Origin of the sequence: Bradyrhizobium sp. B124, assembly GCF_038967635.1 — a bacterium.
In the GTDB taxonomy this organism is placed as follows: domain Bacteria; phylum Pseudomonadota; class Alphaproteobacteria; order Rhizobiales; family Xanthobacteraceae; genus Bradyrhizobium.
The window spans coordinates 3,599,899-3,611,301 of the sequence record NZ_CP152413.1 but is presented as its reverse complement, the minus strand read 5'-3'; the positions used below and the strand labels follow the sequence as shown (position 1 = coordinate 3,611,301).

The window sequence follows — 11,403 nt, the reverse complement described above, 5'->3', positions numbered from 1 at the left end:
ACAAGAAATTTCTTATGCTGCTGACGGCTGCTTCGCTTCTGGCCGGTCCGTCATTTGCACAAAATCCACCGGCGACCGATCGGCCCAACAACAACGCGGTCAACAGTTCCGGCCAAAACAACTCCAACAAGCCGGTTGAAGGCGCAAACAGCTTCACCGAGGGCCAGGCCAAATCGAAGATTGAGGAAGCAGGCTACACCAACGTCAGATCGCTGAAGAAGGATGATAACGGCGTTTGGCGCGGAAAAGCTAGTAAAGGCGGCGCGTCGACCGACGTCAGTCTGGATTTCCAGGGCAACGTGAACGCGGCCAAATAACGCAGCGCGCAACAGCCAAAAATTGAAAGGGTTTCACCATGACCGTTACCATCTCACGCCTCTACGATAACTATTCCGATGCGCAGCGCGCGGTGAGCAGCCTGGAGGCGGCGGGCCTGACGCATTCGGATTTGAGCATCGTCGCGAACAATTCCGACAACTGGTACAGTTGCGACAAGAAGGTCGATCGCGATCGCGACGGTGTTGACGATCGGGCCGAAGGTGCGGCTACGGGAGCCGGGGTCGGCGCAGGTCTCGGTGGCGCGGCCGGCTTGCTCGCGGGCCTTGGTTTGTTGGCGATCCCCGGCCTGGGTCCCGTCGTGGCAGCCGGCTGGCTCGCGTCTGCTGCCCTGGGTGCCGTTGCTGGCGGCGCTACGGGCGGGGTGGTCGGGGCGTTGACGCAGGCCGGTGTATCCGATGAGGAAGCTCCACTCTACGCCGAGGGTTTGAGGCGCGGCGGCACGCTGGTTTCGGCTCGCGTGCCGGATGCGGACCGGGCGCGATACGAAGCGATCCTGGATCAGTCCGCCGTCAACCTGCGCGACCGGAGCGCAGCCTGGCAGAAGGCAGGGTGGAAGAGCTATGATCCATCCGCTGCGCCTTATGGCGCTGAGGAGGTCCGGAGAGAACGCCAGCTCTATGGCACCGGAGTGCGATGAATTACCGGCGGCCCGCCTAGGCGGGCCGCCCTTCCTTACGGAGATCGCTACCGTCGCATCCCACTAGGGCGCGTACTCATAAATTCTCCGCTTCACTCTGACAACGATCGCTTTTGAGCAGACGCAAAATGGCGCGATGGGCCTAGCTGTCGTCGGCGTCACAGACGCGGCAGTCAAGATCGTCCAGTGCCAGCATGGGCGGCAACATGACAGGCGTAGCGCGAGTTCGCGGATAGTCGCAGATTCAGGATTTTGACCGCGTGGCGGATTGCGGTGTCGTAGCGCTACCGTGAACAATAGTACCCATCTTCATCGGCCGTGGCGCGCCAAAACCGTATCACCACGTCACGCGGAAGCCGCCGGTGCCCTTGTAGCTGTGGCTCTCGTTCGGATTGTCGAGGCTGGCGCGGTAGCTGACCTCGCCGAACACGGCGTAGCGGCCGCTTGCCCAGCTATAGGTGCCGCCGCCGCCGATGCTGCCCCACAGCCGGTCGTTGGCGCTGGCGAAGCTGGTGCCGGCGACGTCGACCCTGCTGCCGTTGAGGAACTCGTAGTGCAGGTTGCCGATCGCATAGACGTCGGAGCGCACGATGCCGCTGCCGTCGTTCCAGGTGCGCTGGTGGTTGAGCGCGAGTCCGACGCGGCCGAGCAGGCTGTCGGCGTTGCCAAGCGAGACCTGCGCGCCGAAGCGGTCGGTGAACGGATCGAACTCGACTCTGGAGTAGGCAAGCTGCGCCTGCGGCGTCAGCCAGAAACCGTTGCCGACGCCGATCCGTTTGCCGCCCTCGACGCTGAAGGCATAGCCGACGCCTTCATTGCCATGGGTCATGCTGCCAGTCAGCGCCGACGACAGATCGGCGCGGTAGAACATCGTCTGCGATTGGCCGTCGACATAGAAGCTGTTGTCGCCGTACCAGGTCGCTGTGGCGCCGACACCGCTGCCCGACGCGCGGATCGTGCCATTGCCGAAGAACGAATTAACGTAAGCCGTGGTCAGACCATATTGCGCGGTGAGGCCGACGATCAACTGGCCGTAAGCATTCTCGAGCGCAAGGCCGTCGAGCCCGGCCTGCGCCTTCATCTGGTCAGCGTTGTAGGTCGAACCGGTGGTGTTGGATGGCTGCAAGCTGACTTACTCCCCCTCGATGCGGCCCCAGAATGCGGACTGCGTCCATGAAGGATCGGTCGGCGCGGCCGGCGTCACGCCCATGCGCGCCATCGCTTCGCTCGCGTGCCGCCCCAGTAGCGGTTGCCGACGCGCTGCTGAAGCGAAGGCGCCTCGTTCATGCCGAGCAGCACCTGGGCATAGTTCTCGTAGAGCGGTACGCCCGGCTGGTAGAGCGGTCCGGCTGGTGTGGCGGGAGCCGGATTGATCAGGCTCGAGCGCAAATACCAGTCGCCATCCGCGGGTGTGCTGATGCCGTTCTTCTGCAGCGTATAGGCGTAGGCGCCGCCAACCACCGCCTGCTGGCCTTGAAACACGTAATCTCCGAGCAGCGCGAACGTGCCGTTCGACGCTCCGGCAACATCGATGATCTTGATGCCTTCAACGGTCTGCGCGCCAAGGCCTCCGACCTTGGTCGCCTTGACCGAGGTCGTGCCCGAGGTGCCCCCCTGCACAACCAATCTGTCGGTCGTCGACGCGTCATTGCCAAGGGCCGTATTGAGCGTGAGCAGCCCGCCATTACCGCCGTAGTTGCCGGTCACCGTCAGTGTGGTGCCCAGCGTACCACCCAGCTTGACCGTGCCGGCATTGCTCAGGCTTGCGATGGTCTGACCTTGGCCATTCAGATCGAGCGTCCCGCCACTCAGTACAGAAAAGCTAGAGAGCGCACTCAAGACGCTGCTTCTGCCCGCCTGCAGCGTGCCGCCGGCAACCGTCGTGCTACCAGCGTTCGTGGCAAGACCATTGAAGAGCAGCGTGCCGCCGCCATCCTTCACGAGGTCGCCGGCGCCGGAGACCGTGCCATTCAACGTGAGAGTGGTGCCGGCCTTCGTCAGGAAGGTGCCGGTCGTCGGTATGGTGACGTTACGATCGCTGGTGATGTTGGTCGTGGTCTGCAGCCTACCGGTGTCGAGTGTGAGCGAAGTGCCCGACGCGCCCAGATTGGCGTCGCTGGAGATCGAGAGCGTGCCTTTGGTCACGGCCGTGCCGCCGGTGTAAGTGTTGAGGCCGTTCAGTACCAAGGTTCCGAGATCGGCCTTCACCAACTGCGAATTGCCGATAAGCACATTGTCGATGGTCGCCACATAGCCGGCACCGGCTGTCGTGCCGTCGCCGACGCGAATAATGGTGGGCGCGCCGACGAGCGCGATGGCGCCGCCGACCAGATGATAGCCGTCGGTCGCGAACTGCATGCCGGAGGCGCTGACCTGGCCGAGGCTGTTGTCGATGGTCACCGTGCCGGCGGTGCCGGCGAAGATTGCGAACGAGCCGTTGCTGTAGGGCGCGTTGATCGCGCCGTCCGCGGTCGTCCAGCTGTCGTTGCCGGCGGAGTTCTGCCAGACGCCGTTGCCACCGTTGACCACGCCATTGTTCTTCGGACCCGCGGTGCCATCCCAGAAATTGAGCGTCACTCCCGTCGTGTTGACGAGATTCACCTGATTGGCAATCGAAGTCTGCACGTAATAGCCGGGTGACGGAATTGTGCCGACAGCGAGTCCATTGTTCGTCAACGTGCCCGCGTAGCTGATCACGCGGTAGACACCAGGGTTGAAGCTGCCGCCGGGTGAGGCGGTGACATTGAGCGTGCCGGCGAGCGTCAGGTTGCCGTTGACCTTGGTCAAATCGTTGAGCGGGCCGCCCACCACGTTGGCCTGGCCGAAATTGAAGTTCAGGACCGATCGTCCGTTCAGCACCAGATCCTTCTGGATCGTCAGCGTGCCCGGAGCATTACCGACAGTGCCGGGCGAGAGGGTGCCGCCATTCGCCACAGTGACGCTGCCGCCGATGGTGCCGTTACCACCGAGCGTGGCGCCGCTCTGAACCGTGGTGAGCCCGGTCGCCGCCGATTGATCGCCATTGACGATCAGCGTACCAGCCGAGATCGTCGTCCCACCTGTGTAACTGTTGTTGCCGGTCAGGACGGTCGTGCCGGAGCCGATCTGATTGACCGCGCCGCTGCCCGAGATCCGCCCGGCGAAGGTATAGGCGTCCGACCTGTCGAAGGCGAGCATGCCGTTGTTCGTCACATCGCCGGTGATCGAGCCCGAGGAGCCGCCATTGCCGAGCTGCAGCGTGCCCGCCGAGATCGTCGTCCCGCTTGAGACCGTGGCGGCGCCGTTGACGATCAGACTGCCGCCATTGACGGCAAGCGTGTTGGTGGCAAGGCTGCCGTCGATTCGGGCTGAGCCCGAGTTCATGGCGACGCTGTTCATGCCGCTGATCGAATTGGCGGCGCCATAGACGAAGGTGCCCGCGCCGAGATCGAACTTCAAGGCGCTGTTGCCGCCGCCGCTGATGTTGCCCGCGATGGTGCCGCCCGTGATATCCAGCACATTGCTGGCGATGCCGAGATTGATGTTTCCGGTTACGGCGCCCGCCGTGGTAATGGTGGCCGCTCCGCCCGTCTGGTTGAGGGCGATGCCCGAGGCTCCGGCGTTGACCGTGGCAGCCGAGCCGATGGTGATGGTGCCCCCCGCGGCGCCGGCGGCATGAATCGCGGCGCCCGTGCCGGAACCGCCGGTCACCGTGCCGCCGGTGATGCTGATGTTGTAGGTCCCAGTGCCCTTGTTGTTGGCAAACAGGCCATCACCGCTGCCGTTGTTCGTGACGGTGCCGCCGTTGACAGCGATGCTGGCCGCGCCAGTGCCGGCGGCATTGTTGACCACGGCGTTCAGGGCGGGGTTGGCGCCGCCCTGGACCGTGAGCGTGCCGGCCGTCATGATGACGCCGGCACTGCCGCGCTCTGACTGGCTCAACACGCCCGTGCCCGAAGCGGTCGTAACCGTTCCGCCGCTGATGGCGACGCTGGCCGTGCCGGACGAGGCGGCATTGCTGACGATCGCACGCAGGCCCGTGCCGGTGTTGGTGCTGACCGAGCCGCCCGTCATCGTGACGGTAGCGTTGCCCATTCCTCCATTGTTGGCGACCGCGCCATTGCCTCCAGCCCCCGTATTGACGAGCTGCCCGCCATTGAGGGTGATCAGGGCATTGCCTGTGCCGGCGCCGTTGTTGATCAACGCAAGAACCGCCCCTGTGCCGGCGGAATTGCTGTTCCCTGTCACGGTGCCGGTATCCACCCGGACGATGGAGTTGCCAGCAGTCCCGCTGTTCGCGACGGAAATGCCGTTCGCTAGAGTTCCAATCGATTGAATTGACTGGAAGAGGAGCGCATTGACGACGATGTCATTGATGTTGGCTGCCGACGTACTGATATAGACGGCGCCGTTACCGCTGGTGGTCTTCTGGACAACCATATTGGGACTGTTGAGAATCAGGGTGAGACCGTCCTGACCATACGAGATGCCAGGCGGAGGATAATTGCTGCCAGAGCAGGTGACCACGCCGCCAACCGGCGCGCCGCATTCGTTGGATGCATGAGCGTTGTGCGGCACGAACGCCAGCATCGCCGTCAGAGCGATCAGCGATGCGGAGCCGAGCCATGACATGGCGGAGCGTGGGGCCGCTCCACTCTGGCGGACGACGGCGATCCCTATCGACGACATGACCGTTCTCTCGACTCTGCTGTGTGAATTGCGTTTGGTGAAGTGGCCCGGCGATGGGCAGGCCTGCGCGGCAGGACCGTCGACAGGTCACTGGTAGGCAACATTCTTGCCGAGAGGCGCGCGGAGGCGTGAGCGTGGTTGCAGAGGCGCGGGATTCCGCATGCGCGGCGGCGATGGCGTTCCGAAGCGACGCTTTGTCCGAACCAGCGTGGTTGCGGCCTGAGCCACACCGGCCGAGCCGACAAAGCCGCGCCAAGCAACAGGCGCCCTGGAAGCCTTGCCGTGCTTCCACGCGCGGACTTCAGCCATCAGGCGGGCCTTCGATCCAATCGCAACAGCTCCAATGCATTCGCGCATTGTGCGCCCAACTCTTCCTCTTGCCGCATGCGTCAGCCTCGGATTCAGCTTGGCGTAGCGATGGCGGATTCAGCCCGTCGCTACGCTAAGGGATTGTTTCTGATTGCGTCAATAAGGCTGAGGAGCCTTCAATGTACAACAACCAGTAGTGTGCCCTGATTGCAACGCCGCCCTCTACAGAGGAGACCGAATGACGCGTCTCACTCCGACAATGAGCCCCCGGCGAAGACGCGAGTGTCTCCCGGAGCTAGGGCCGGGAGCGTTGCGTTTGGCGGGATGCCTGTGATTCAAACTCCGAAACTGGGGCTCGAATCATGCGCTATGAACTCGCCGATTTTGAATGGGCTGCTATAAGGCCAATGCTGCCCAACAAGCCGCGCGGCGTTCCTTGGGTTAGCGACGGTCGTGTCCTCAATAGCATCTTCTGCGTCTTGCGATCCGGAGCACCCTGGCGCGATCTACCGGAGGCGTTCGGTCCCTACACCACTTGCTACAACCGCTTCATCCGCTGGCGGCGAGCCGGCGTATGGAGCCGTATGATAGATGCGCTCGCCGCCGCGCATGATGCGGCTGTCCAGATGATCGACACTTCCATTGTCCGCGTGCATCAGCATGGGGCGTGCATCAGCAGGAACCGAAGGCAATCAATGGGGCGGTCACGGGGCGGGTTGACCAGCAAGATTCATGCTCTCGTGGATAGTAGTGGCCTGCCTGTACGGCTGGCGCTGAGCCCCGGCGAAGCCCACGACAATCGGCTCGCGGGTAAACTCCTGTCTCGTCTGAAGTCCGGATCAATGCTGCTCGCAGACAAAGGCTATGACGCCGATTGGATCCGAGAGCTTACTATGAAGAAAGGCGCCTGGGCCAACATCCCGCCGAAAAGCAACCGCAGCGATCCGATCTGCTTCAGCCCTTATCTCTACCGCGCTCGCAACCAGGTCGAGCGGTTCTTCAATCGGATCAAGCAATGTCGTCGGGTCGCGACGCGATACGACAAACTCGCCGCCAACTACCTCGCCTTCGTCCAGCTCGCATCCATCCGACTATGGCTGGCTGCGCGTAATGAGTCCACGCCCTAGTAGGATTAATTGCTTCACTTCCATGCCACGATACTTTTTCAACGTCTACCACGACACGACAGAACGCGACCACGAAGGCGAAGAGCTGCCGGACAAGCATGCAGCTTGGAAAGAGGCGACAGTTACGGCTGGACAGATGTTGGCGAGCTTGGACGGCCGGTTGCGGCCAGGACACGACTGGCGCATGGAGGTGACAGACGAATTTCAGAACACTTTGTTCGTTTTAAACATCAATGCCGAGAACCCAAATCGTCGCTGAAGCAAGCGCGATGGCCACGGGACCGGTAACCATCATGTCGCATGATTATCTACTTTTCTTAGTCTCGGCTTCGCTGGTCATCATTTTAATTGCGTCGCTCGTCTACTCATTATCCTAAGACTGCCTCAAAGCTCGCATCGGCCTTCTAGAAGCACTGCCGATGGCCTCAAAATGTGTCGACGGACGCGCGAAATGTTCGAGGTGTCTATTCGATAGCAATCACCTGCTACTGTCCTAACAAGCGCGGCTTAATCATTCGATCGCAGAGGTAGCGTCTAGGGGGCATCGGCTAAGATAACGTTCCCTTCATAAGTTCGTTGATCTTCCGACCTAGTGCTTCAATGGTGAAAGGCTTCTCGATAGCAGGAACACCGGCAAATTCGGGCGGAATGCCGTTCGCGCCGTAGCCGGTTGATAAGATGAAGGGGAGCTTGCGTGCCTTGATAACCTCCGCCACCGGTAAACTTGATCTGCCGGCAAGGTTTATATCTAGGATCGCAAAGTTGAACTGACTACTGCTTGCCAGATCAAGCGCTTGTTCGAAGTGAGCGGCTTCGGCTGCGACGGTATGACCGAGCTCCTCTAGCATTTCCACGATCAGCATCCTGATCATCGGCTCGTCTTCGACCACGAAGACAGAGTAGGTCGCTGGTGCCGTCACTGGAGTGCCTGGTTTAGAGCGAGCAAAAATCTGGCCTTGTGAGCGGCCCCAGCAACCCTTGGAGGCCCAGCGGGCGATTGCTGGGGTCCACATGGCCAGTCCCGCGTCAGTCGAGATTGGTCGACTAACCGTGATTTGATTTCAGCGGCGGGACAAGCTCGAAAAGTCAGCGGTCGCGCATGCGCGGGAAAACGTTGCAATTTTGCCGCGTCGGATTCACATAGGTTATTTTAGGTGATGGCGGTCCACCCCTGAACGCTTAGGAACGTTGTTATTGGTTAGAACTGTTTTTTATTCGGGGATCGGAGCGACGCTTTCGTGGCCGTGAGTCAACAAGGTCCGGCAGGGGTGGCAGTTTGGGATGATCCGGTTCGGGGTTTGGTTCGGCGGCCGGTTCGTCCTGAGCTTCGGCCGGCTGCCGCCGGCTGACGACAAGCCCAAGAAGGCCGACCACTACCAACACAGCTCCCGCGATGATGAGCCAGTGCGGTAATTCCAGCCATTCCATCGCGGTCTTAATCATATCCAATCTACGTCTTCACCTTGAGCCCTTCGCTTCGTAGCCGGGCGACCAATTGAGCACGAAAATTAGCGATATCTCGAAGTAGATCGTCGCGACCGAGCCGCCCCTGCGGAAGCTTGCGAGCGGTGGCTTCTAGCTTCACCGGCATTTCTTCCAGCTCCCGAAGGTCGGTCGTCGTCATTTCTTCGCCTTCAGCCCGATCTCGACCAACCGGCGGATGGCCGCGAGACATGATAGCACGCCAACAGGGGCGATCAAAAACACGGGACTTAACCCATCGCTCTTCGGGGTCCGAGGGCACAGCCTGTTTGCGTCACACAGATTGTGTCAAGGACCATCATCTAGATGGACTAATTCTTGGCCACTCCGCAGCGCCTTGGCTTTTGATCGTGGAGCAAAGGTATTAGCGCGTTGCAGCAACTCCGAATCTTTGTGGACGAAATTCGGGAAAGCGGTACCGTCAAGAATGGAGGCGGGCCGCTCAGCCTCCTATGCCGCGTTAGCCCCAGCTCAATCCCCCGAGCTGGGTCGCGACGGTGGCGTCTCCGGCTGGACGCCCGTTCATTGGTGGCTGCCTCCCGTCGACTAAGATCATGATGGCCCTTCAATCAGGTTCATCGATTGATCATGGAACGATTTGGGTCGCCCGTCTTCTTTCAGGTCAGTGAGGACCGGCGGTTCGGGGTTTCGTACAACCGTGGTAGCCGCGCCGGAGGATCTCTATGAGCTACAGTCTCGGCTCGAACGCATCTGCAGAGGAGTGCGCCCGAAATGTTAGCTGGTTCCCCAGTAGGATGACATGACGCAGAAACGCTTCGACTGGGTTCTCATCATCGGATTGCTTGCGGTCGCAATCGGCGCACTGGCGCTTGGTTCTATCTTCATTCCTTAGAGGATCCACGGGCAAGCGCTGTGACCTCGGGTGCACCCAAACCATTAGACCGAAGCGAGTTCAACCGGATTTTCCCTTCGCGCAATCCCACGCGTTTCCAGTCAGTGAAACAATAGATTCCGATCCAATGATGGACGGGATTCCCGCATCTTGGGCAGCTAAAGAGGCCTGAGCTGATCACGGGAGCGGCGCTCCGCTCTTGAACCGCAGAATAAACCGCGTCGCAGCTGGAGCATGAAAAATAGACGATCATCAATCCTCCTTGGAGCGCCTAAAGCGTCCTTTAGCCGCGTCAGCGGAGAAAGGGCATGCGTCGATGATCGCAAGTGTAGGCATAACCACTCCAGGAATCGCCCAACGTGGGAGTCGCTTTCTTGGACCGGCTGCCTAGATGGTCGACGATGACAAAAATTGTCCCGATCACGACAGCGCCGACCGCTACTGCATCGATGAACAAAAGCACAGTGTTTCGCGCAAGAGCTGTAAAAGGCCGCAATGCACTGCGCACTGCGCCCGTCCGGGAAAATTGCCCGTCGGTGCAATGATAATACTTCAGTCCCGGTTGAGATCGAGGCTGCCGCAAAGATTTCGAGCAGTCGACTCTAGACTGCTGTTCCAGCAGCCGGAACATCCCGCATGTTGCGGAGCGGTGACAGGAAATTCCGTATTGCGGGGCGCAGGAGGCTTAATGAGCCGACTTCGCCGGGTGATAACGGAATGGATCAGCGCGCCACCCCTTGCCATGACGCAAGAGCAGGCCCTGCGCGACCAGCTTTCGGCACGTTGGGTTGACGCGCTGTATCGCTGCGTTCTCTCCGAAGAGTCGATCAGCGAGTTGACGTTCAGTTTGACCTGGCTGCTCGCGAACGGCGCGAACTATTTTTTCTGAGACTGTCATGGCCGCCCATATTGATCGACCAGGATCAATCGCATGCGTGTCCTGCGTCAATGACCCGGATGGGATAGGAGCTCGCATCCAGTAATTCGGAGAACGCGAACAATAAGTCACTGCTAACTAAGGTTGTGAAGCCGCGGCAACCTGCTAGAGTGGGCGATTACATTTTTGATCAGTTGTAAGCCAATCGATTGGAATGAGGGCGTGCCATGCCCACCACGGAAGAATTCCGCGAAGAGGCCGAGGCTCAAATCGGTCGGGCGGCCAGACAAGGGCGTCCGCATGTCGAGATCAACGCAGGCGAATTGCACCGGATCGTAAGCCCGGATCAGAACAGGCACCCAATGGCCTGCAACGCCATGCGCCAGCTTATGGGGCCAGCCGACGAAGTCGTTTATGAACCTCCAGCTGGGGACGGTCCATCGTTCACCGTTCGGTATGCCCTGCCTCGTTAGCATCGGGCCTGCCTGGCTTGTTCGAACATTCCGCTGCCATCGATTCGACCGTAGCCACCGAGCGGCGGCCGCTCCCCGCGAGTTCACTCTGTTTCTCCTGTCTGCTCAATGGCCGCCGGCATCTTCGCCATAGACATCAAAGAGCGTGCGACCTGATTTAGTAGCTGGTCGGCATTTTCCTCTTCGGCTAGTGATTTGGAAAGAAGAGCGACGATGGCGCTGTGCCGCAGCTGCTGGGCCAGGTCGCGGGTGGTTGTATACCCGGAAATTTCATAGTGCTCGACCCGCTGCGCGGCGCCGATCAAGACAAGGTCCTCTGCGCCGCGCCGACTCTTGGCCAAGGTAGGCGCATTATGGACGAGCGGGATATTGCGCTGATGCGGACGCATGAGCGAAACATCGAGCGCTATCGAGCACTATTGCTACCCACGCTTACCGACGTTGAAACACGCTTATCGGAGGAGTATTTCGCCATCGAGATAATAAGCCTTATGGGCCGCCAATCTTCTGCCGCCCCCTTGACCGTTTTTGCGGGGGCTCAGAATCGGTCCAGACCCTCCGCGCAAAATGCTCGATGGGATCCCGCGCCCGATTGAGCGGACATGCCACTGACCGAAATCACGCCTCGCTCGTCAAGA

Annotated in this window: 9 protein-coding genes and 1 pseudogene; 4 read left to right on the top strand and 6 right to left on the bottom strand. The window is 60.6% G+C overall.

The window, feature by feature from the left end:
- Positions 1 to 14: 14 nt before the first annotated feature.
- Positions 15 to 317 (top strand): hypothetical protein, encoded by a 303-nt coding sequence (locus AAFG13_RS17345; RefSeq protein WP_342713351.1) that lies wholly within the window; start codon positions 15 to 17, stop codon positions 315 to 317.
- A gap of 38 nt (positions 318 to 355) precedes the next feature.
- A complete protein-coding gene (locus AAFG13_RS17340) occupies positions 356 to 976 on the top strand; it encodes a hypothetical protein (RefSeq protein ID WP_342712759.1) in 621 nt (206 codons plus the stop codon).
- 337 nt (positions 977 to 1,313) lie between these two features.
- On the opposite strand, the gene AAFG13_RS17335 is transcribed toward AAFG13_RS17340, so the two are convergent.
- Together AAFG13_RS17335 and AAFG13_RS17330 are read right to left on the bottom strand one after the other, a co-directional pair.
- Positions 1,314 to 2,102: an autotransporter outer membrane beta-barrel domain-containing protein gene (locus tag AAFG13_RS17335; RefSeq protein WP_342712758.1), complete on the bottom strand. Its 789-nt coding sequence runs from the start codon at positions 2,100 to 2,102 to the stop codon at positions 1,314 to 1,316.
- Positions 2,103 to 2,176: 74 nt separating this feature from the next.
- Complete coding sequence (locus AAFG13_RS17330) at positions 2,177 to 5,644, bottom strand: autotransporter outer membrane beta-barrel domain-containing protein (RefSeq protein WP_342712757.1); 3,468 nt, start codon at positions 5,642 to 5,644, stop codon at positions 2,177 to 2,179.
- Positions 5,645 to 6,315: 671 nt separating this feature from the next.
- On the opposite strand from AAFG13_RS17330, the gene AAFG13_RS17325 reads away from it, so the two are divergent.
- Positions 6,316 to 7,080 (top strand): IS5 family transposase, encoded by a 765-nt coding sequence (locus AAFG13_RS17325; protein ID WP_342712756.1) that lies wholly within the window; start codon positions 6,316 to 6,318, stop codon positions 7,078 to 7,080.
- Between the two features lie 548 nt (positions 7,081 to 7,628).
- Here the strand turns inward: AAFG13_RS17325 and AAFG13_RS17320 are convergent.
- The 3 genes from AAFG13_RS17320 to AAFG13_RS17310 form a co-directional block, all read right to left on the bottom strand.
- Positions 7,629 to 8,093 carry a response regulator gene (locus AAFG13_RS17320; RefSeq protein WP_342712755.1) on the bottom strand — a complete coding sequence of 155 codons (465 nt, stop codon included), beginning with the start codon at positions 8,091 to 8,093 and terminating at the stop codon, positions 7,629 to 7,631.
- 178 nt (positions 8,094 to 8,271) lie between these two features.
- Positions 8,272 to 8,529 carry a hypothetical protein gene (locus tag AAFG13_RS17315; protein WP_342712754.1) on the bottom strand — a complete coding sequence of 86 codons (258 nt, stop codon included), beginning with the start codon at positions 8,527 to 8,529 and terminating at the stop codon, positions 8,272 to 8,274.
- Between the two features lies 1 nt (position 8,530).
- Positions 8,531 to 8,704 carry a hypothetical protein gene (locus tag AAFG13_RS17310; RefSeq protein ID WP_342712753.1) on the bottom strand — a complete coding sequence of 58 codons (174 nt, stop codon included), beginning with the start codon at positions 8,702 to 8,704 and terminating at the stop codon, positions 8,531 to 8,533.
- Between the two features lie 1,399 nt (positions 8,705 to 10,103).
- Between AAFG13_RS17310 and AAFG13_RS17305 the strand changes: the two genes are divergently transcribed.
- Positions 10,104 to 10,304: a hypothetical protein gene (locus tag AAFG13_RS17305; RefSeq protein ID WP_342712752.1), complete on the top strand. Its 201-nt coding sequence runs from the start codon at positions 10,104 to 10,106 to the stop codon at positions 10,302 to 10,304.
- A 544-nt stretch (positions 10,305 to 10,848) separates the two neighbouring features.
- On the opposite strand, the pseudogene AAFG13_RS17300 reads toward AAFG13_RS17305, so the two are convergent.
- Positions 10,849 to 11,079: pseudogene (locus AAFG13_RS17300) on the bottom strand (DUF892 family protein); the annotation flags it as partial.
- Between the last annotated feature and the right edge of the window lie 324 nt (positions 11,080 to 11,403).